The sequence below is a fragment of the Kocuria sp. UCD-OTCP genome, from assembly GCF_000349605.1.
Lineage (GTDB): Bacteria > Actinomycetota > Actinomycetes > Actinomycetales > Micrococcaceae > Kocuria > Kocuria rosea.
Window position 1 is genome coordinate 22450 of sequence record NZ_AOSQ01000013.1, and the last position, 21068, is coordinate 43517.

Sequence of the window (21068 nt, forward strand, 5' to 3'; positions counted from 1 at the left end):
GTCCGGTCTTCCCGCACGAGCTTAGTGCGCGAGCCCTCCGGCCGCCCGGAGGGAGGAGGCGCCCGCGGGGCCCGCCGTCCGCGGGTGGGGCAGAATGGGCCGAGTCGCGAACGGCGCGAGCGGCCTCCGCGGCGGCCGTGCCCGTCGCGCACCACCCGCCGCACGTCACCCACGAGGGAGCGCCCGTTGCCCGCACACGTCACCATCCCCCAGCACCTGCTGCCCGCCGACGGCCGCTTCGGCGCCGGCCCCTCCAAGATCCGTCCGGCACAGGTCGAGGCCGTGTCGCGCGCCGGGGCCGGCCTGCTCGGCACCTCCCACCGCCAGGCGCCGGTGCAGGAGCTCGTGGGCTCGGTGCGGGAGGGCCTCGCGCAGTTCCTCGGCCTGCCCTCCGGCCACGAGGTGCTCCTGGGCCTGGGCGGGGCCACCGCGTTCTGGGACGCCGCCGCGTTCGGGCTGGTCGAGCGGAGGGCCCAGCACCTGGTGTTCGGGGAGTTCGGCGCGAAGTTCGCCCAGGCCACCGACGGCGCACCGTTCCTGGAGCCCTCCTCGATCGTGGAGTCCGCCCCCGGCACCCGCCCGGACGCCCGGGCGGAGGAGGGCGTGGACGTCTACGCGTGGCCCCAGAACGAGACCTCCACCGGTGTCGCCGCGCCCGTGCACCGGCCCTCCGGGATCGCGGACGACGCGCTGGTGCTGGTGGACGCGACCTCGGCCGCCGGGGGGATGGCCGCGGAGGTGGCCGCGGCGGACGTCTACTACTTCTCCCCGCAGAAGAACTTCGGCTCGGACGGCGGACTGTGGCTGGGCGCGTTCTCCCCCGCGGCGATCGAGCGGATCGAGCGGATCGGCGCCTCCGGGCGGTGGATCCCCGACTTCCTGCAGCTGACCACGGCGCTGGAGAACTCCCGGAAGAACCAGACCTACAACACCCCGGCCCTGGCCACGCTGGTGATGCTCGACGAGCAGGTCCGCTGGCTCAACGACCAGGGCGGCATGACCTGGGCCGCGGCCCGCACGAAGGCCTCCTCGGACCTGGTCTACGGGTGGGCCGAGGCCTCGTCCTTCGCGTCCCCGTTCGTGGCCCGCCCCGAGGACCGCTCCACCGTGATCACCACCGTGGACTTCGACGCCGCCGTGGACGCGGCCGCCGTCGCGGCGGTCCTGCGCGCCCACGGCGTGGTCGACGTCGAGCCCTACCGCAAGCTGGGGCGCAACCAGCTGCGGATCGCCACGTTCGTCTCCATCGAGCCCGACGACGTCGCCCGGCTGCTGGCCTGCGTGGACCACGTCGTCGAGCAGCTCCGCGGAGGAGCCGGGCGCTAGCCGGAGTTCTCGGGCGCGGAGCGCTCCGCGCGCAGCCGCAGCCAGACGACGAAGCCCACCAGGGCCCCGCCGAGTCCCGCCGCCACGGCGACCCCCATGCCCCAGCGCGCCCCGAGGGCGTCGGTGATCCAGCCGACGACCGGCGCCCCGATCGGGGTGCCGCCCATGAAGATGGCCATGTAGAGGCTCATGACGCGTCCGCGCATCACCGGCGAGGTGGTGGACTGCACGTACGCGTTGGCGGTGGTCATGATGGTCAGGGAGGACAGCCCGCAGGGGACCAGCCACAGCGCGAACAGCGGCAGGGTGGGCGCCGTCGCCGCGCCCAGGCAGCTGAGGGCGAAGACGGCGCTGCCCCCGTAGACGTAGCGCAGCCGGGCGCTGCGGCGCCGGGCCGAGAGCAGGGCCCCGGCCACCGTGCCGACCGCGAGCACCGAGTTGAGCAGCCCGAAGGTCTCCGAGCCCCGGCCGAACTCGGGTCCGGCCATGGCGGCCAGGAAGACCGCGAAGTTCAGCCCGAAGGTGCCGATGAGGAAGATGGTGACCAGCACCGCCACGATGTCGGGGCGGCCGGCCACATAGGCCAGCCCCTCCCGGATCTGGCCCCGCCCCCGGCCGGAGCGCGGCATCCCGCGCAGCTCGTCGGCGCGGATCGCCAGGACGGCGGCGAGCATCGCGCCGAAGGTCAGCGTGTTGAGGAGGAACACCCAGCCCGAGCCGATGGCGGCCACGAGCACGCCGGCCACGGCGGGCCCGATCATCCGTGCGGCGTTGAACGAGGTCGCGTTCAGGGCCACGGCGTTGGAGAGGTATGCGTCGTCGACCATCTCCGAGACGAAGGTCTGGCGCACGGGGGCGTCGAGGGTGGAGACGACGCCCAGGGCGAGGGCGAAGCCGTAGACGTGCCACAGGGTGGCCGCGTCGGCCAGGACCAGCGCCCCCAGGCCGGCCGCCAGCACCGCCATGGCCGTCTGGGTCCACAGCAGCAGGCGCCGCCGGTCGAGCCGGTCCGCGAGCACGCCGGCCCAGGGCGCGAGGAAGAGCTGGGGCAGGAACTGCAGGGCCGTCACCACGCCCATGGCGGTGGCGTCGTGGTCCGAGAGCTCGTCGAAGACCAGCCACGACTGGGCCGTGCGCTGCATCCACGTGCCGATGTTGGACACGAGCGCGCCCAGGAACCACAGCCGGTAGTTGCGGAACCGGAAGGACCGGAACATCCCGCGCGCGGGCTCCGGGGCCTCGTCCGTCCTCGCGGTCCCCGGCGGGACGGTCAGAGCTCCTCGCCCTCCTGCGGCGGGACCGGCGTGTCCTCGGCCCGGTCACCGGACGCCGGCTCGCCGTCGGGGGCGCCGCCGGAGCCCTCGGGCCCGCCGGCCGCCGCGGTCTCCCCGGCCTCGTCCTCGGCCCGGTCCTGCTCCTCCTGGGCCTTCTCCTCGGCGCTGACGCGGGCGGACCACGGGACCCACTCGGGCGCCAGCAGGGCATCCTCCCCCGGCAGCAGGCCGACCTCGCAGACCGTCACCGCCTTGCTGCGCGGGGCGCGGGCCAGGCTCGCGAACCAGTTCCAGCCCCGGTACCCGGGCAGGGTGCACTCGAAGTGGTGGACGACCAGCCGGTCCTCCTCCACCGTCACCCGGTGACCGCCGCCGATCTGCGAGGGCTCCGCGATCTGCTCCACCCCGGCGCGAGCCGTGGCGACGTCGGCCACGAGCAGGGGGTCCTGCTTCGGGGCCCGGCGACGGCGGGGCGCCGCCGCCACCGGTGCCGCCTGCTCGGGCGCCGGCGGCACGGCCTCGGCGGGCGCGTCCTGGACGGTCTCCTCGGTCACTGCTGGTCTCCCTCGGGTGGGTGCCGGCGGGGGCCGGCGGGTGGTTGCTCGGGATCGGTGGACGGCAACGGCGCGGCGGCCTCAGACGTCCAGGTTGTCGGCCACCGTGCGCAGGATGGCGGCGATCTTCTTCCCGTGCGCGGAGTCCGGGTAGCGGCCCCGGTGCAGCCCGTTGGACATCTCGTCCAGGAGCTTGATGAGGTCCTCGGTGATGACCGCCATCTCGTCGGCGGGCTTGCGGACGTTCTTCGCGACCGACGGGGTCCGGTCGAGGATCCGGACGGAGAGCGCCTGCGCGCCGCGCCGACCCTGGGCCACCCCGAACTCCATCCGCGTGCCCGGCTTCACCGTGGTGGCACCGGAGGGCAGCGCCGAGGAGGGCAGGAACACTTCCTGGCCGTCGTCGGCCGCCAGGAAGCCGAAGCCCTTCTTCGCATCGAACCACTTGACCTTGCCGGTGGGCACGCTGTCTCCCTCGTCCTCGTGTTCGTGGAGGGGCGGCCCGTCGGTCCCTGCCGCCGAGCCACCCTGTGGAACCTCCCATTCTAGCCCTGCTCCGGGGGCGGGGACCGCCGGGGCGCGGTCAGCGGCACACCGTTGCGCTCGGTACCCTGGAGCCATGCCTGTCTCCGACGACCGCGCGCCCGCGCCCCGCACCGCCCGACGCCCCGGGATCGACGTCCTCGGCGTCTCCGCGGTGGTGCTCGGCCTGGTGTGCGCCGTGTGCCTCGCCCTGCTGCTCGTGCTCACGGCCGTCGGAGCGGACCCCTGGGACGGGCTCACGGTGGTGCCGTGGTTCGCGTTCCCGGTGGCCTTCCTGCTGTTCTGCGCGGTCCTCGTGCGCTCCCTGCTGCGCCGCCGCCGGGCCTGATCCGTGCTCCCGGACGGGCTGCTCCGGGATCTCGCGTCCCGCTCCCCCGCCGAGCTGGGCGAGCTGCTCGCGGCCCGGCCCGACGCCGCGCGCCCGGGCACGGAGTCCCTCGAGGACCTCGCCGAGGCCCTGCTGTCCCGGGCGGGGCTGCGCCGGGCCCTCGACGCCCTCTCCCGGCCCGAGCTGGACGCCGTCGAGCGCGCCGTGCTGCTGGGCCCGCCGGAGGATCCCGCCGCGCGGCTGCTGGCCGGCCCGCCCTGGGACCGGCTGCACCGTCTGGGCCTGGTCCACCGGGACGACGACGCGCTCCGGCTCGTGCCCGGCCTGGCGGAGGCCCTCGGCCGCTATCCGGCGGGCCTGGGCCGTCCGCGGCCGGTGCTCGCCGCCCTCGCCGCCCGGCTGCGCGGCGGGGCGCCGGACGCGGCGGGGGCCGCGGCCCTGCTGCGCACCGCCGAGGACCTCGCGCAGTGGCCCGCCCCCGCGCGGGAGGTCCTCGAACGGTTCCGCTCCCGTCCCGTGGGTGCTCTGCCGGACGCCCTGCGCCGTGTCGACCCGGCCGTCGACGCCGGCGCCCGGCCCGTCGACTGGCTCCTGGCCCACGGCATCCTCCTCCCCGTGGACTCCCGCCACGTGGAGCTCCCGAGGGAGGTCGGGCTGCTCCTGCGCGGGCCCGACCCATGGGCCGCGACCTCCCCGGAGCCGCCGGTCGGGCCGGCCCTCCGGGTGCCCGACCGGCTGCGGGACAACGCCGCCGCGGCGGCGGTCGAGCAGCTGCTGCGCCGGACCGCGGCCCTGCGCGCCGAGCTGCGGGCCCGCCCGCTGACCACCCTGCGGGCGGGCGGGATCGGCGTGCGCGAGCTGCGCCGGCTGCGCTCCGCCCTCGGGATCGAGCACTCCGAGCTCGTCCGGCTCCTCGGTCTGGGCGAACTGGCCGGGCTCGTGCGGCTGGACCCGGACACCTCGGCCTGGCGTCCCGCGCCGGCGCCCTTCGAGGACGCCGAGCGCGCCGGCCAGTGGTGGCACGTGGTCCGGTCGTGGCTGGCCTCCGACGTCGTCCCCTCCGCGGTGGGCCTGCCCCTCGCGGACGGCACGGTCGTCGGGGTCCTCACCCGCGGCACCCACGCCCCGGAGGCCCCGGTGGTGCGCCGGGCGCTGCTGGCCGCCCACGCCGAGCTCGCCGAGCGGGCGCCGGGGGGCCACGGCCCCGAGGACGTGCTGGCGCTCGCCCGCTGGCGGCGCCCGCGCCTGGCCCGCGCCCTGGACCGGTGGGGCCCGGGGATGCTGACGGAGGCCGCCGAACTCGGCCTGGTGGGCGCCGACGCCCTGACCGAGCCCGGCCGGGCGCTCGCGGAGGACCGGCCCGAGGACGCCGTCCGCTCCGTGGCCGGGTGGCTGCCCGCGCCCTCGCGGACGGTGCTGCTGCAGAGCGACCTCACGGCGACGGCCACGGGCCACCTCGCCCCGGACGTGGCGCGCGCCCTCGACCGTTTTCGAAAGGGTTTTAGCAACGGCACGNGACCGGACGCAAAACGAGTTCGAAAACGCGGCACCGCTTCAGCGAGCGCTCCCTGCACCGGGCGCTCGACGCCGGCTGGACCCCGCCCTCGATCCTGGCCTGGCTCGAGGAGCACGGCCGGGGCCCGGTGCCCCAGGCCCTGGCCTACCTGGTCGAGGAGGCCGGCCGGGGCCACGGGCGGATCCGGATCACCCGGGCGGACTGGGTGCTCACCGGCGAGGAGGAGCTGCTGGAGGCGCTCGCCGGCTCCCCGGACCTCGCGGGGCGGCGGCTGCGCCGGCCCGCCCCCGGCGTGCTCGTGGTCGACGCCGGGGAGGAGGCCCCCGGCCGGCGCCGGGGACCCGCCGGCCGGGAGAGCGGGCTCCGGGAGCTCGCGGCGGCCGTCCGGGCCACCGGCACGGAGCCGGCCCTCGACGTCGCCCCCGCGGAGCCCGCGCCGCAGGCCCCCGCCGCGGACCCGACCCTGCTGCTCGAGGTGCCCACCCCGCGCCTGCCCGTCCCCTCCGCGGAGGAGATCGAGGACCTGGTGGACCGGCTCACCGGCCGGGACCGCGGACGGCGCCCGCCCGAGGACCCGCCCGACGACCCGGCCGAGGACCTGATCGACGACCCGACCGACAGCGGAGGAGCCACCCCGTGGGACCCCTGATCGTCCAGAGCGACCGGACCGTGCTGCTCGAGCTCGACCACGAGGACGCCGACGACGCCCGGCGGGAGCTCGCGGCCTTCGCGGAGCTCGAGCGCGCCCCGGAGCACGTGCACACCTACCGCATCACCCCGCTGGGCCTGTGGAACGCCCGGGCCGCCGGGCTGGACGCCGAGCAGGTGCTCGACGTCCTCCTCACCCGCTCCCGCTTCCCGGTCCCCCACGCCCTGCTCCTGGACATCGACGAGACGATGTCCCGCTACGGCCGCCTGGTGCTCGAGCAGGACCCGGTGCACGGGCTCGTGCTGCGCTGCCACGACGCCCCCGTCCTGGAGGAGATCGCCCGGCACCGGAAGATCGCCCCGCTGCTCGGTCCCCGCATCGACGGCGCCACCACGGTGGTGCACGCGAGCGCCCGCGGCCAGCTCAAGCAGCTGCTGCTCACCGTGGGGTGGCCGGCGGAGGACCGGGCCGGCTACGTGGACGGCACGCCCCACCCCGTCGCCCTGACGGAGACGGACCCCGTGACGGGCGAGGCCTGGGCCCTGCGCCCCTACCAGCGCCACGCGGTGGAGAACTTCTGGGCGGGCGGCAGCGGCGTCGTCGTCCTGCCGTGCGGCGCCGGCAAGACGCTGGTGGGTGCCGGGGTGATGGCCGCGAGCTCGACGACGACGCTCGTCTTGGTCACGAGCACGGTCTCGGCGCGGCAGTGGAAGGCCGAGCTGCTGCGCCGGACCACCCTGACGGAGGACGAGATCGGCGAGTACTCCGGAGCCGTCAAGGAGGTCCGTCCGGTGACGATCGCCACCTACCAGGTGCTGACGGCGCGCCGCGGCGGGATCCACCCGCACCTCGAGCTGCTCGACGGGCACGACTGGGGGCTGATCGTCTACGACGAGGTGCACCTGCTGCCCGCCCCCGTGTTCCGGATGACCGCCGAGCTGCAGGCGCGGCGCCGGCTGGGCCTGACGGCCACCCTGGTGCGCGAGGACCACCGCGAGGGCGAGGTGTTCTCCCTCATCGGCCCGAAGCGCTACGACGCGCCGTGGCGGGAGATCGAGGCCCAGGGCCACATCGCCCCCGCCGACTGCGTCGAGGTCCGGGTGGAGCTGCCCCTCGCGGACCGGATGGCCTACGCCTCCGCGGAGGACGCCGACCGGCACCGCCTCGCCTCGTCCTCCGCGCACAAGCTCGACGTCGTGGCCCGGCTCGTGGCCCGCCACCGCGGGGAGCCGGTGCTCGTGATCGGGCAGTTCCTGGACCAGCTCGACGAGCTGGGCGCGCTGCTGGCCGCCCCGGTGCTCAACGGCAGCACCGGCACGGCCCGGCGGGAGAAGCTCTTCGCCGCGTTCCGGGCCGGGGAGCTGCCGGTGCTCGTGGTCTCCAAGGTCGCGAACTTCTCGGTGGACCTGCCGGAGGCCTCGGTCGCGGTGCAGGTCTCGGGGGCCTTCGGCTCCCGCCAGGAGGAGGCGCAGCGCCTGGGCCGGCTGCTGCGGCCCAAGCACGACGGCCGCCCGGCGACCTTCTACACCGTGGTGGCCCGCGACACCGTGGACGCCGACTACGCGGCCCGGCGCCGCCGCTTCCTCGCGGAGCAGGGCTACGCCTACCGGATCGTCGACGCCGCCGCCGTCGAGGCCCCCGGCGAACTCCCCGAGGACCGGTGAGCGCCGTTCAGGCGGCGTTCAGGGTGTTCCGAGAAAATGGGCGGCGTGAAGAACGACAACCCCGAAGCGAAACTGCTCGTCGTCGACGACGAGCCCAACATCCTCGAGCTGCTGGCCACGTCCCTGCGCTTCGCCGGCTTCGAGGTGGTCACCGCCGCCAACGGCCGTGACGCCCTGGCCAAGGCGGAGTCCGAGAACCCGGACCTCGCGGTGCTCGACGTCATGCTCCCGGACATGGACGGCTTCACCGTGACCCGCAAGCTGCGCGCGTCCGGGCAGCACTTCCCCATCCTCTTCCTCACGGCGAAGGACGAGACCGAGGACAAGGTCACCGGTCTGACCGTGGGCGGCGACGACTACGTCACCAAGCCCTTCAGCCTCGACGAGGTCGTCGCCCGCATCCGCGCGGTCCTGCGCCGCACGCAGCCCGCCGAGGAGGACGACTCCCGGCTGCGCGTGGACGACCTGGTCCTCGACGACGACGCGCACGAGGTGTTCCGGGGCGAGCGGGAGATCGACCTGTCCCCCACCGAGTTCAAGCTGCTGCGCTACCTCATGCTCAACCCGAACCGCGTGCTGTCCAAGGCGCAGATCCTCGACCACGTGTGGGAGTACGACTTCAACGGGGACGCCTCGATCGTGGAGTCCTACATCTCCTACCTGCGCCGGAAGATCGACAACGACCCCGAGCTGCCCCCGCTGATCCACACCAAGCGCGGCGTCGGCTACCTCCTGCGCTCCCAGCACAAGAACCACTGACCCGGCCCCGGGATGCACACCCTGTCCTCCCGGTGGCGCTCGGCATCGCTGCGCTCGCAGCTCATGGTGCTCACGGGCCTGCTCCTGGCGCTGTCCATCCTGGTGACGAGCTTCGTGGCGATCTCGGTGCTGCGCACCTCGCTCCTGAACGACATCGACCGCGGGCTGCGGGACTCCGTCCGGCCGGTCTCCACCGTGTTGGTCGCCGACATGGGCGGGGCGCAGGGCGTCCAGGTGCCGCACGCCGGGTTCCTGCTCGACGCCGACGGCGAGACCCTCGCCGAGGCGGTGCACACCCCGGAGGGCGTGCTCGAGCGGCGGCCGGACCTGTCGCAGGTCGACCTCGAGCACGTGCGGGAGAACCCCTTCGAGCCGACGACCGTGGGCTCCGTGGACGCCCCGGACCGCCGGTGGCGGGTGGTCGCGGCCGAGACGGAACGGCTGAACCTCGTGGTGGCGGTCGCCGAGCCGCTCGACGACATGAACGCGATGCTCAGCGCGGTGACCCTCCTGACGCTGAGCTTCGGGGTGGCGACCCTGTTCGCGGCCATGGCGGTCGGCTGGATCCTGGTCACCCGGGCGTTCGCGCCCCTGCACCGGGTGGAGCAGACCGCCGCCCGGATCGCCGAGGGCGACCTCTCCCAGCGCATGGAGGGCTACAACCGGCAGACCGAGATCGGCCAGCTCTCGGCGTCGCTCAACGCGATGCTCGGCCACATCGAGGACGCCTTCGACGCCCGCACCCGGTCCGAGACCAAGCTCCGGCGGTTCGTGGCCGACGCCTCCCACGAGCTGCGCACGCCCCTGGTGACCATCCGGGGCTACTCGGAGCTCTACCGGCACGGCGCCCTGCAGGAGCCCGAGGACGTGGCCGGGGCGATGTCCCGGATCGAGTCGGAGGCGAAGCGGATGACGCAGCTCGTGGAGGACCTGCTGATGCTCGCGCGCCTCGACGAGCGGCGGCCCGCGGAGAACGTCGACGTGGACCTGCTCCACCTCGCGTTCGACGCGGCAGGGGACGCCCGCGCCTCCGCCCCCGACCGGCGGATCGAGGTCGGCGGCCTGGGGGGCGGGGGCCCGGTCTCGGCATGGGTGCACGGCGACGAGTTCCGGCTGCGCCAGGTCGTGGCGAACCTCGTGACCAACGCCCTGCGCTACACCCCGGAGGGCACGCCGATCGAGATCGCGGTGGGCGTGGAGCGCTCGGTCGACGACTCCTTCAACGCCGTCCTGCAGGTGCGCGACCACGGCCCGGGCATCCAGGGCGAGGACGCGGAGCGCGTCTTCGAGCGCTTCTACCGGGCCGACTCCTCCCGCACGCGCGAGACCGGCGGGACGGGGCTGGGGCTGTCCATCGTGGCCGCGATCGTCCAGCAGCACGACGGCACGGTGCGGCTCACCGAGACCCCCGGCGGCGGGGCGACGATGACCGTGCGCGTGCCGGGCATCGAGCCCGCCGACGACGCCCCGGAGGTGTGAGCGGGCCCGTCAGGACTCGTAGGTGCCCTGGTGGAAGCGCAGCTGCCAGGGCCCCAGCTCGTTGCGGGAGTCCTCCCGGACCCACAGGGAGCTGCGCAGGCTCGTGCGGTCCCCCGCCGTGAGCCGGTAGACAAGGTGCACGGCCGCGGGGCCGAGCTCGGTGGCCTCCAGCACGTGCACGTCCACCGCGCCGAGCCCGGGTTCGCGGGGCAGCCGGTCGAGGACGTCCGCCCGGGAGCGCCACGACCCCGAGGCACCGACCTCGGCGAAGGCCTCGTGCAGCAGCTGGCCCAGCCGGCCCGGGTCCGCCCTGACCTCCGGGCGGAGCAGGTCCCGCTCGAGTTCCTGGACGGTCTCCCCCGCCGTGCGGCCGCGGGCGAGCTCCTCCTCGTGGGCGAGCAGCTCGCTCAGCAGATCGGGGTCGTGCCGGTCCTCGAACGCGCCGGGATCCGTGTCCTCCCCCGGCCCTGGGGCCTCCACCAGCGGCGCGGCGTCCACCGGCTCCGGGGCGTCCAGCAGCTCCCGGGCCGAGGTCCGGGTGCCCGCTCCGTCCGGGTGCCGGGCGGCGCCGTCGAACCCGGGTCCCTCGGGCGCGGGGCGACCGGTCTGGAACGCGGTGGCCACGGCCCGGGCACGGACGTCGGCGGCCTCGTTGAGCTCGTGGCCGGCGTGGCCCTTGACCCACTCGAAGCGCACGTCGCGGCCCGCCATCGCGGCGTCCAGGGCCTTCATGAGCTCCACGTTGAGGACGGGCTTGCCGTCCCTCTTCTTCCAGCCCTTCTTCTTCCAGCCGGGCATCCACTTCGTGATCGAGTTGATGACGTACTGGCTGTCGCACAGCACCCGCAGGGGCTCGTCGGGGCGGTGGGCCGTGGCCTCGAGCAGGTCCAGGACGGCCTTGAGCTCGCCCATGTTGTTGGTGCCGTGCGGCCACCCGCCGGCCCGCCAGGTGTTGTCGTCGATGTACCAGGCCCATCCCGCGGGACCGGGATTGCCCAGCGCGGAGCCGTCGGCGGCAGCAGTGATCGTCATGGCACTCATCTTTTCACGGCGCCCGGACGCCGTGCGCCACGGGTCCCGTGCGCCACCGGCTCAGTCGCCGGGCTCCTGCTCGAGCTGCTGCTGGGCGACGTCGCGCACCCCGGCGACCCTCGACAGCTGCACGGCCGCCGTGCGCAGGTCCGTCTTGCCCTCGAGCCGCAGGAGCAGCTCCACCTCGGTGCCCTCGGACCCCTCGACCGTCCGGCTCGAGACCACGGAGGCGCTCAGCTGCAGCTCGTCGACCACCGTCAGGACCTCCCGCAGCACGCCGTGCCCGTCCTCGTAGCGCAGCCGGAGTCCCTGCGGGGCCACCATCCCGGGCAGGCGGCGGGAGAGCGGGGTCAGCAGGATCGCGGAGACGAAGTGCAGGCCCGTGGCGACGACGGCGAGCGGCACGAGCCCGGCCCCGCAGGCCATCCCGATGGCCGCGGAGAGCCAGATGCTCGCAGCCGTCGTCAGGCCGTGCACCACGTCCCGGTTCGTGAAGATCACGCCCGCGCCCAGGAAGCCGATGCCCGTGATGATCTGGGCCGCCACGCGGGAGGGGTCGGGACCGGCGTCGATGCCGGGCAGGACACCGAAGCCGTAGGCGGACACGAGGGTGAACACCGCCGACCCGGTGCCGACCAGGGCGTGCGTGCGCAGTCCGGCGCTCTTGCGCCGCAGCCGCCGTTCGAGGCCCACCAGCGAGGTGAGCCCGAAGGCGATCAGCACGAGCGAGACCTGGACGGGGACCGCGTCCCACACGACGACGTCCACGGCACCTCCTCCGGCAGCTGGTGCTCACGATTGAACACCACTTCCGGCCCTGCGGCACCAGGTGCGGGACGACGACGGGCCGGGCACCTCCGCGAGGTGCCCGGCCCGTGCCGGATGCGTGCTGGGCACGCTCGACGGGTCAGCCGTCGATCACATCATGCCGCCCATGCCGCCCATGCCGTCGTCGGCACCGGCACCGGCGCCCGCGGGCTCCGGCTTGTCGGCGACGACGGCCTCGGTGGTGAGGAACAGCCCGGCGATGGACGCCGCGTTCTGCAGCGCGGACCGGGTCACCTTGACCGGGTCGTTGATGCCGGCGGCCATCAGGTCCTCGTACTCGCCGGTGGCGGCGTTGAGGCCGTGGCCCTGGGCCAGACCGCGGACCTTGTCCACGACCACGCCGGCCTCGAGGCCGGAGTTGATCGCGATCTGCTTCAGCGGGGCGTCGATGGCGACCTTCACGATGTTCGCGCCGGTGGCCTCGTCGCCGGTGAGCTGCAGCTTGTCGAACGCCTTCTGGCCGGCCTGGATCAGGGCCACGCCGCCGCCGGCGACGATGCCCTCCTCCACGGCGGCCTTGGCGTTGCGCACGGCGTCCTCGATGCGGTGCTTGCGCTCCTTGAGCTCGACCTCGGTGGCGGCACCGGCCTTGAGGACGGCCACGCCGCCGGCCAGCTTGGCCAGGCGCTCCTGCAGCTTCTCGCGGTCGTAGTCCGAGTCCGAGTTGTTGATCTCGGCGCGGATCTGGGCCACGCGGCCCTCGATCTCCTCGGCGGTGCCGGCGCCGTCGACGATGGTGGTCTCGTCCTTCGTCACGACGACCTTGCGGGCCTGGCCCAGCAGGTCCACGGTGGCGGTCTCGAGGGAGAGCCCGACCTCCTCGGTGATGACCTGGCCACCGGTGAGGATGGCGATGTCGGCCAGCTGCGCCTTGCGGCGGTCGCCGAAGCCGGGGGCCTTGACGGCCACGGACTTGATGGAGCCGCGCATCTTGTTGAGCACCAGCAGCGCCAGGGCCTCGCCCTCGACGTCCTCGGCGATGATCAGCAGCGGCTTGCCGGCCTGCATGACCTTCTCGAGCACGGGGACCAGGTCCTTGACCGCGGAGATCTTGGAGTTGACCACGAGGATGTAGGGATCCTCGAGGACGGCCTCCTGGCGATCGGCGTCGGTGACGAAGTAGCCCGAGAGGTAGCCCTTGTCGAAGCGCATGCCCTCGGTCAGCTCGAGGTCCAGCCCGAAGGTGTTGGACTCCTCGACCGTGATCACGCCCTCCTTGCCGACCTTCTCCATCGCCTGGGCGATGAGGCGGCCGATCTCGGGGTCGCCGGCGGAGATCGACGCCGTGGCGGCGATCTGCTCCTCGGTCTCGACCTCCTTGGCGGAGGCCAGCAGCTCCTCGGTGACCGCGGCGACGGCCTTCTCGATGCCGCGCTTGAGGCTCAGCGGGTCGGCGCCGGCGGCCACGTTGCGCAGGCCCTCCTTGACGAGCGCCTGGGCGAGCACGGTGGCGGTGGTGGTGCCGTCGCCGGCGANGATGCCGCGCTTGAGGCTCAGCGGGTCGGCGCCGGCGGCCACGTTGCGCAGGCCCTCCTTGACGAGCGCCTGGGCGAGCACGGTGGCGGTGGTGGTGCCGTCGCCGGCGATGTCGTCGGTCTTCTTGGCGACCTCCTTGACGAGCTCGGCGCCGATCTTCTCGAACGGCTCGTCGAGCTCGATCTCCTTGGCGATGGACACGCCGTCGTTGGTGATCGTGGGGGCGCCCCAGGCCTTCTCGAGGACCACGTTGCGGCCGCGCGGGCCGAGGGTGACCTTGACGGCGTCGGCCAGGGTGTTCAGGCCCCGCTCGAGTCCGCGGCGTGCCTCTTCGTCGAAAGCAATCATCTTTGCCATGTGACTTCGTCCCTCCTGGACGGTAGACAAACGGTCGACCTCCACGGTGCCCGCGACGGACGGCGCGCACGACGGCGGACTCTTCCCGACGCCGTGCGGCACCTCACCGTGGTGGTTGAGGTGTCACTCCTGTGCCGGTGGCTGCCCGGGTCGGGCCGGGGACCGAGCCATTAGCAGTCCACACGACTGAGTGCTAATCGCAATCTTGGCACTCGTCCCCGGAGAGTGCAAACCCCTGAGCCGATTCCGCTCAGCCCTGCCACTCCTCGCGCAGGACGCCGTAGACCATCCGGTCGTAGTACTCGCCGCCGACCCTGCGGGCCCGGCGGATCCTGGCCTCCTCGGTGAAGCCCAGCTTCACCGCCACGCGGCACATGCCCGCGTTGCCGCTCCACGTCTCCAGGTCGAGGCGGTGGGAGTCGGAGTGGGCGAAGAGGTAGTCGATCCACAGGCGCATCGCCTCGGTGCCGTAGCCGCCGCTCCAGTGCTCCGGGGAGTACACGGTGATGCCCAGGGAGCGCAGCGGCAGCAGGTGCGTGCCGTCACCGGGGTCCTCGGTGGGCTTCTCCGACCAGTACCAGGACACCTGCCCGATGAACCGGTCGTCGGCGGCGTCGGCGATCACCATCGTCTCGCGCGGATCCGGCCAGTCCCCGGCCGTCACGTGCTCCCGGAGGGTGCCGAGCCAGCGCTGGGCGCCCTCGGCGGTGAAGTTCGGGTAGAACGGGCCGTCCGTGCGCTGCCACTCGTGCTCGCCGCCGCCGGCGGGCGGCATGATCCACGCCTCGTAGTCGACGAGGTCCTCCTCGGTCCAGTCGCGGACGCGGACGCGGATTCCTTCGATCTGCACGGTGGTTCCTTCCGGTGGCGTCAGGGGTGGACGACGTCGTGGTGGACGACGTCGTGGTGAACGGCGTCGGAGCGGTCGGGCTCCGGGACCGGAGCCCGATGGGGGACGCCTCGAGGACCGGGCCGGCTCAGGACCCCGTGGACGTGGCGCCCGGCGCCGGGGCGGCCTCGCCCGGGGCGTTGAGGAACGAGAACACCCCGACGCCGAGGGTCAGCACCCCGGCCAGGACGATGGCGGTGAGCTCCCGGGCGCCCACGCGGACGGTCGGCCGGACACCGCGGTGGGCGCCCTGGCGGGGCCCGTCCTCGGGGACGTCGTCGAACTCGTCGTGCGGGTACTGGGTCATCCGTGGTCTCCTCGCTGCCGGCGCAGCCTGGCCACGAGCATCGGGTCGTGCTCGAGGGCTGCGCGGGTGTCGATCAGGACGTTGAGCCGCTGGTAGTAGTGGGTGGGCGAGAGGTTCAGGCGGCGGCGGATCTCCATCTCCTTGGCCCCCTGGTACTTCCACTGCAGGTTCTCGAGCGAGAGGATCTCGCGGTCCACGGCGTCCAGGCCGGTCTCCTCCCCGGGGTCTTCCCCGTCGAGGGCGGCCTCCCCGTCCGGCACCGGCTCCGCGCCGAGGGCGGCGTCGTCGTCGGGCCGGGCGTCCGCGGGCACCGCGTCCTCGGGCACCGCGTCCTCGCCGGTCACCGCGACTCGGCCCGCGGCCGCAGGGAGAGGGTGGTCAGCTGCGCGTCCTCGCCCGCGTCCACGACGGCGCGCACCGCCGCGGCCACGGACTCCGGCCGGAGGTAGCGCTCCGGGACGTACTCGTGGCCCAGGCCCGCCTGGATGTCCCGCTGCATCTGCGTGTCGACCGGGCCGGGGTGCACCGAGCTGACCACGACGCCGTCGGCCTCGACCTCCTGGCGGAGCGAGTCGGCGAGCGCGCGCAGGGCGAACTTCGAGGCGGCGTAGACGGCGTCCCCGGCGCGGGCGTTGAGCCCCGAGCCGGAGTTGAGGAACACGACCTTCCCCCGCGCCGCTCGCAGGGCCGGCAGCAGGAGCCGGGTCAGCTCCGCGGGGACCACCACGTTGAGCTCGAGCTGCGCCCGCCAGTCCGCCACGGAGGCGGCCTCCACCGTGGTGCGCCCGGCCACGGCCGCCGAGTGCACCAGGACGTCGACCCGGTCCAGGCCGGCCACCACGGACGGCAGGGCCGCGACGTCGGTCAGGTCGGCGGCGCGGACGGTGACGTGCGGGAGGCCGGAGAGCTCGGCCAGCCGGCCGGCGTCGCGGCCCAGGGCCAGGACGTCGTGGTCGCGGGCGAGGTCCACCACGCACGCGCGGCCGATGCCTCCGGTGGCCCCGGTGACGACGGCGAGGGGTCGGGTCTCGGTGGAGGAAGCGCTCATGCGCCCACTCTAGCCAGTCCGCCGCCGGTCCCGCCCGACCAGGACGGAACGGGCCGGGGCGGTGGCGGCCCCGGTATCCTGGCCCGCAGCCGACCACGCGGAGGAGCCCCATGGCAGCCGACCCCCACGCCACGGGAGATCCCGGGGCGGACCCGGACAGCGCGGAGAAGCCCTCGTCGCCGGCGCAGATCACGAGACCCTCGTGGAGCTACATCCTGCGCCGGACCGTCCACGAGTTCCGCCGCGACGAGTGCACGGACTCGGCGGCGGTGATGACGTTCTTCGCCGTGCTGTCCATCTTCCCGGGGCTGCTCACAGTGGTGTCGATGCTCGGCGTCGTCGGTCAGGCCGAGGCGACCACCAGGACCCTGCTGCGCCTGCTCGACGAGTTCGGGGTCCCGGAGGGGGCCGTGGCCGTGCTCGAGGGGCCGATCGGCGAGCTCACCGGCTTCCCGTCCGCGGGCCTGGCCCTGGTCACCGGTCTGGTCGGCGCCCTGTGGACGGCCTCGGGCTACGTGCGGGCCTTCGGACGGTCCATGAACCGGATCTACGAGGTCGAGGAGGGGCGCCCCGTCTGGAAGCTCTACCCCCTGATGATCGCGGTGACGCTGTCCCTGGTGGTCCTGGTGGTGGGCATGATGCTGCTCCTGCTGCTCTCCGGGCCGGTCGCCGAGCGGCTCGGCGGGCTGATCGGCCTGGGCGGGCCGGTGCTCCAGCTCTGGCAGGCAGCGCGGATCCCGGCCCTGCTGCTGCTGCTCGTGTTCGTGATCGCCCTGCTCTACTACGCCACCCCGAACATCCGGCAGCCGAGGTTCCGGTGGCTCAGCATCGGCTCGGTGGTCGCCATCCTGGTCATGAGCGCTGCGACCACAGGGTTCAGCTTCTACGTGTCCAACGTCAACGACTACAACGCCACCTACGGTGCCATCGGCGGAGTGATCGTCCTGCTGCTGTGGATCTGGATCATGAACATCGTGCTGCTCGCGGGCGCCGAGCTCAACGCCGAGATCGAGCGCGGACGCCAGCTCCAGGCCGGGATCGAGGCCGAGGAGAACCTGCGGCTGCCGCCGCGGGACCTCCGGGGCGTGCGGCGGATGCAAGCGAAGGAGCAGGAGCTCGTCGAGGAGGGCCGCGCGCTGCGCCGTCGGCACGCCGGTCCCGACCCCACGGAGCACGCCCGCGCCGGGGACGGCACGGCACCGGCCTAGAGTGGTGCACGGCGCACCCGTTTTCGCACCCGCATCGACCCCGCACCCGCACCGAGGAGCACCGTGAGCGAGACCCAGCCCCTGGACAGGATCATGGCCCCCGACTGGGCGGAGGCCCTCGCCCCCGTGGAACCGCAGATCCGGCAGATGGGCCGGTTCCTGCGCGAGGAGCACGCCGACGGGCACCGCACGCTCCCGGAGGGCCCGGCGGTCCTGCGGGCGTTCCAGGAGCCGCTCGAGCAGGTCAGGGTGCTGGTCGTCGGGCAGGACCCCTACCCCACTCCCGGCCACGCCATGGGCCTGTCCTTCTCCGTGCAGCCCCACGTGCGTCCAGTGCCCCGCTCCCTGCAGAACATCTACAAGGAGCTGCGGGACGACCTCGGCGTCGACCCGCCGGAGCACGGGGACCTCTCCGCGTGGTCCCGGCAGGGCGTGATGCTCCTGAACAGGGTCCTCACCGTGCGCGAGGGGGCCCCGGCCTCCCACCGGGGCAAGGGCTGGGAAGCGGTCACGGAGCGCGCCATCAAGGCCCTCGCCGGCCGCGGGACCCCGCTGGTGGCCATCCTGTGGGGCCGGGACGCGCGGAGCACTGCCGCGTGGCTGGACGGCTTCCCCACGGTCGAGTCCGCGCACCCGTCCCCGCTGTCCGCGTCCCGGGGCTTCTTCGGCTCCCGGCCGTTCTCCCGCACGAACCAGCTCCTCGAGCAGCAGGGCGCGGAGCCGGTCGACTGGCGGCTGTGACACCAGGAGGCCTCCGTTAGGGTGGGCGGCATGACGACGACCCCCGGGGCCCGGCCCGCCAGACCCCGCAAGCCGCAGCTGAACCTGACGGTGCGCTCCCGCGAGCTGCTGTCCCCGTCGATGGTCCGGGTGGTCCTGGGCATCGACGAGCCCGAGCGCTACGCGGACATCGTCCCGCCCGAGAAGTACGTGAAGCTCGTCTTCCTCCGGCCCGGCACGGGCGAAGCCGGCACCGCGCTCCCCGGCACGGCAGGTGTTGGCACCGCGAACCCTGGCACGGACGCTCCTGACGCCGAGACCACAGGCTCGTTGCGGCCGGGGGCGGAGCCTGGCCGGAACCCCGACTACTGGGAGCTCAAGGAGACCCTGCCGGGCGACCGGCAGCCCGTCACCCGCCACCTCACCATCCGCCGGTACGTGCCGGAGCGGCACGAGCTGTGGATGGACTTCGTGCTGCACGGCGACGACGGCTTCGCCGGCCCGTGGGCGGCCCGCGCCGAGCCCGGGGACCGCATCATCGCCCTCGGCCCCGGGGGCAGGTGGACGCCGGCGCCGGACGCCGCGTGGACCCTGATCGCCGCCGACGACGCCGCGATCCCCGCCGCCCTCGCCGTCCTGGAGACCCTCCCGGCCTCCGCGCAGGGCGAGGTGCTGCTGGAGGTGGACACGCCCTCCGACGTCCAGCCGGTGTCCGCCCCGGCCGGGATGGCGGTGCGCTGGGTGTTCCGGGCGGACAGCGGTCCCGGAGAGGACCCTGCCCTGGTGCGGGCCGTGCGCGAGGCCGGGTGGCCCACCGACCCGGAAGGGGTCCAGGTCTTCGCCCACGGCGAGCGGGAGGTCATGAAGGCCCTGCGTGAGGAGCTGTTCACGCGCCGTCGGCTGGAGCGGGACCAGGTCTCGCTGTCCGGCTACTGGGCGAGGGGCCGCACCGAGGACGTGTTCCAGGCGGAGAAGAAGCTGCCGGTCGGCCAGATCCTCTGAGCCGGACCCGCGAGCGGTGATCCTTCGGACTGCGCGGCGCTGAGCTGCTCGTCCCGAGATCGGGCACCGGTTCTCGGACGCGCCCGGAAGCCGGGCCGTCCCTCCGCGTCTCACGGCCGCTCCTCCCCGCCCCAGGGCATGGCCCCGGCCCGGGCCACGGGCTCCGTCTCCGTCTCCGTCTCCGTCTCCGTCTCCGTCTCCGTCTCCGTCCTTATGGTGTCGGATCCGGTGGGGATCATGAGACATGACCACTACCGCCGGCCGGCCGCGGAGCCCGGAGGAGGTCCTCGGGGAGGACACGGCCGTTGCCGACCGTGAGTACGCCGGTGCTGTGACGGAGCTGGTCGAGGACGCCCGGGCGGAGGCACGGGCTGCGGGCCGGCAGCTGCGGGTGATCCACCGGATGTGGCAGCTGCAGGAGCAGGCGCACGATCGGCGACGGGCGGCCCGGGCACGCTGGTCGAACGAGCGAGCCCGCAGTCGTGGGCAGCACGTCCCGGAACCGGAGAAGCGCACGGTGCTGGACGTGGCCGACGAGATCGGCCCGGCGCTGCGGCTGCCGGCGGGTACGGCGGTGCGCCGTGTGGAGAACGCGGTCCTGCTCGCCGAGAGCCTGCCCCGGGTCCTGCAGGCCCTCGAGTCCGGGGCGATCGCCCCGCGCCAGACCGAGGTGATCGTGGACCTGTGGCGGGACCTGGTGGGTGTGACCGGTCGGCCGCCCGAGCAGCGGCCGCTCGGCGAGGCCGTGTCCCGTGTCGTGGACGAGCTGCTGGAGAAGGCCCCGACGGCCACCGCGTCGCAGCTCCGGGCGCTGGCCCGGAGGCGGCGGGCCTGGCTGCTGGCCGGGTCTCAGGAGGACCGTCACCGGCTGGCCCGCCGGGGGCGCAGGGTGTGGATAGAACCCGAGGAGGACGGCATGGCGCGGCTGTGCGCGCTCCTGGACGCGGCCACCGCCCACGCGGTCCACGCCCGTCTCGCGTCCGTCGCCGCCCGTGTGGATCCGCACAGCCCGTCGTCGGACTTGGCCGGGTCCGCGTGTGGCGGCCAGGGCGTCGCTGAGGGCCGGGGCCCGGACGACGACCGGAGCTGCTGGGAGGACGGGCCGCGCACGGCAGGGCAGCTGCGCGCGGACGTGCTCGCCGCACTGCTGCTGGACGGCGAGCCCGCCTGCATGCCGGAGCACCTGCGCGGGATCCGCGGGCAGGTCACGGTCACCGTTCCCGTGCTTTCGCTGCTGGAGCACAGCGCACAGACTCCCGACCGCGGATCCCCCGGCCGGTCGCCCGACGGAGACGGGCTTCCCGGAGGATCACCCGACGGAGGCGCGCTCCCCGGCAGATCACCCGGCGGACACGCGGTCCCCGGTGAATCATCCAACGGAGACGGGCTCCCCGGCCGATCATGCAGCGCCGGCGGAGCCACCGGCCGCGGCGGGCCTGCTGGGAGCCCGGGCTGCGCGGAGCTGGCCGGCTACGGGCCGATCCCGGTGAGCGTGGCCGAGCGGATCGCCGCCGGCGCCGGGTCCTGGTCGAGGGTTCTGACACATCCGGTCACCGGCACCGTCCTGGACCACGACCGCACCACGTACGCCGTGCCGGCCGATCTCAAGCGCCGGCTGCGAGCGAGGGACGGCACCTGCCGGTTCCCCGGATGCCGGCGCCGTGCCGAGCGCTGCGACCTCGACCACACCGTGGCCTGGGTCGAGGGCGGGCCGACCGCCGCGGACAACCTCGCCCATCTGTGCCGTCACCACCACGTCCTCAAGCACCGGGACGGCCCGCTCGGGCGCTGGCGGGTCCGGCACCGCCGCCGGGAGTCCCCGGAGGGCGTCCTGGAATGGACCTCACCGGCAGGACGCGTCCACGTGACCTACCCCCAGCAGCACCACCACCCCGTGCTCTCGCCGCTGCGGATCGCCGACGACCTGCCCGTCGACGGCGGCCCCCCGGCAGAGCAGGCACCGGACGAGCCGTCACCGGCTGCGGTCCTGTGGACACCCCGCAGGACCGTGCCCTCCGGCGCCCGACCTCACCAGGTCCGCCCCCACGGGGTCCGGCAGGACGACGACCCGCCCCCGTTCTGAGCCGCACCGACGATCCACCCCGGCGA

General features: G+C 74.2%; 20 protein-coding genes. 10 read left to right on the forward strand and 10 right to left on the reverse strand.

Features of this window, described 5'->3' with window-relative positions; all coding sequences use genetic code 11:
* Positions 1-186: 186 nt before the first annotated feature.
* The gene (gene serC / locus H488_RS24295; protein ID WP_017832739.1) at positions 187-1326 is read left to right on the forward strand and encodes a phosphoserine transaminase; all 1140 of its coding nucleotides are present in this window, start codon (positions 187-189) and stop codon (positions 1324-1326) included.
* On the opposite strand, the gene H488_RS24300 is transcribed toward serC, so the two are convergent.
* The 3 genes from H488_RS24300 to H488_RS24305 all read right to left on the reverse strand — a co-directional run bounded on the left by H488_RS24300 (position 1323) and on the right by H488_RS24305 (position 3619).
* Positions 1323-2543, reverse strand: coding sequence for an MFS transporter (locus tag H488_RS24300; protein WP_017832740.1), 1221 nt, complete (start codon positions 2541-2543; stop codon positions 1323-1325). The two genes, serC and H488_RS24300, sit on opposite strands and share 4 nt — an antisense overlap.
* A 53-nt stretch (positions 2544-2596) precedes the next feature.
* Complete coding sequence (locus H488_RS36005) at positions 2597-3154, reverse strand: DUF3027 domain-containing protein (RefSeq protein WP_017832741.1); 558 nt, start codon at positions 3152-3154, stop codon at positions 2597-2599.
* An 81-nt stretch (positions 3155-3235) separates the two neighbouring features.
* Positions 3236-3619, reverse strand: a complete 384-nt coding sequence (locus H488_RS24305) for a cold-shock protein (RefSeq protein ID WP_017832742.1) — start codon at positions 3617-3619, stop codon at positions 3236-3238.
* Positions 3620-3773: 154 nt separating this feature from the next.
* Between H488_RS24305 and H488_RS36490 the strand changes: the two genes are divergently transcribed.
* The 5 genes from H488_RS36490 to H488_RS24330 all read left to right on the forward strand — a co-directional run bounded on the left by H488_RS36490 (position 3774) and on the right by H488_RS24330 (position 10092).
* Positions 3774-4025, forward strand: coding sequence for a hypothetical protein (locus H488_RS36490; protein WP_081615734.1), 252 nt, complete (start codon positions 3774-3776; stop codon positions 4023-4025).
* Positions 4026-5593: 1568 nt separating this feature from the next.
* Entirely contained in the window at positions 5594-6190 is a 597-nt protein-coding gene (locus H488_RS38510; RefSeq protein ID WP_081615736.1) for a helicase-associated domain-containing protein, read from the forward strand.
* Positions 6178-7854, forward strand: coding sequence for a DNA repair helicase XPB (locus tag H488_RS24320; protein WP_017832744.1), 1677 nt, complete (start codon positions 6178-6180; stop codon positions 7852-7854). The genes H488_RS38510 and H488_RS24320 overlap by 13 nt, the downstream gene beginning before the upstream one ends.
* Before the next feature lie 36 nt (positions 7855-7890).
* Positions 7891-8613 carry a response regulator transcription factor gene (locus H488_RS24325; protein WP_017832745.1) on the forward strand — a complete coding sequence of 241 codons (723 nt, stop codon included), beginning with the start codon at positions 7891-7893 and terminating at the stop codon, positions 8611-8613.
* A gap of 12 nt (positions 8614-8625) precedes the next feature.
* Positions 8626-10092, forward strand: a complete 1467-nt coding sequence (locus tag H488_RS24330) for a sensor histidine kinase (protein WP_017832746.1) — start codon at positions 8626-8628, stop codon at positions 10090-10092.
* Between the two features lie 9 nt (positions 10093-10101).
* On the opposite strand, the gene H488_RS24335 is transcribed toward H488_RS24330, so the two are convergent.
* From H488_RS24335 to H488_RS24365, 7 genes are all read right to left on the reverse strand, one after another.
* Positions 10102-11124: an RNase H family protein gene (locus H488_RS24335; protein WP_017832747.1), complete on the reverse strand. Its 1023-nt coding sequence runs from the start codon at positions 11122-11124 to the stop codon at positions 10102-10104.
* A 60-nt stretch (positions 11125-11184) separates the two neighbouring features.
* Entirely contained in the window at positions 11185-11892 is a 708-nt protein-coding gene (locus tag H488_RS24340; protein WP_017832748.1) for an MgtC/SapB family protein, read from the reverse strand.
* 150 nt (positions 11893-12042) lie between these two features.
* A complete protein-coding gene (gene groL, locus H488_RS24345) occupies positions 12043-13785 on the reverse strand; it encodes a chaperonin GroEL (protein ID WP_043738743.1) in 1743 nt (580 codons plus the stop codon).
* A gap of 250 nt (positions 13786-14035) precedes the next feature.
* Positions 14036-14635 (reverse strand): GNAT family N-acetyltransferase, encoded by a 600-nt coding sequence (locus H488_RS24350; protein WP_017832750.1) that lies wholly within the window; start codon positions 14633-14635, stop codon positions 14036-14038.
* 127 nt (positions 14636-14762) lie between these two features.
* Positions 14763-14981, reverse strand: coding sequence for a hypothetical protein (locus H488_RS24355; protein ID WP_017832751.1), 219 nt, complete (start codon positions 14979-14981; stop codon positions 14763-14765).
* The gene (locus tag H488_RS24360) at positions 14978-15307 is read right to left on the reverse strand and encodes a DUF3263 domain-containing protein (RefSeq protein WP_237740427.1); all 330 of its coding nucleotides are present in this window, start codon (positions 15305-15307) and stop codon (positions 14978-14980) included. The genes H488_RS24355 and H488_RS24360 overlap by 4 nt, the downstream gene beginning before the upstream one ends.
* A 14-nt stretch (positions 15308-15321) precedes the next feature.
* The gene (locus H488_RS24365; RefSeq protein ID WP_017832753.1) at positions 15322-16029 is read right to left on the reverse strand and encodes an SDR family oxidoreductase; all 708 of its coding nucleotides are present in this window, start codon (positions 16027-16029) and stop codon (positions 15322-15324) included.
* Positions 16030-16139: 110 nt separating this feature from the next.
* Between H488_RS24365 and H488_RS24370 the strand changes: the two genes are divergently transcribed.
* The 4 genes from H488_RS24370 (at position 16140) to H488_RS24385 (ending at position 21042) form a co-directional block, all read left to right on the forward strand.
* Positions 16140-17237 (forward strand): YihY/virulence factor BrkB family protein, encoded by a 1098-nt coding sequence (locus H488_RS24370; protein ID WP_017832754.1) that lies wholly within the window; start codon positions 16140-16142, stop codon positions 17235-17237.
* A gap of 63 nt (positions 17238-17300) precedes the next feature.
* A complete protein-coding gene (locus tag H488_RS24375; protein WP_017832755.1) occupies positions 17301-17978 on the forward strand; it encodes a uracil-DNA glycosylase in 678 nt (225 codons plus the stop codon).
* Between the two features lie 30 nt (positions 17979-18008).
* Positions 18009-18959 (forward strand): siderophore-interacting protein, encoded by a 951-nt coding sequence (locus tag H488_RS24380; RefSeq protein ID WP_017832756.1) that lies wholly within the window; start codon positions 18009-18011, stop codon positions 18957-18959.
* Between the two features lie 244 nt (positions 18960-19203).
* A complete protein-coding gene (locus H488_RS24385) occupies positions 19204-21042 on the forward strand; it encodes an HNH endonuclease signature motif containing protein (RefSeq protein ID WP_017832758.1) in 1839 nt (612 codons plus the stop codon).
* The last annotated feature ends 26 nt before the right edge of the window (positions 21043-21068 follow it).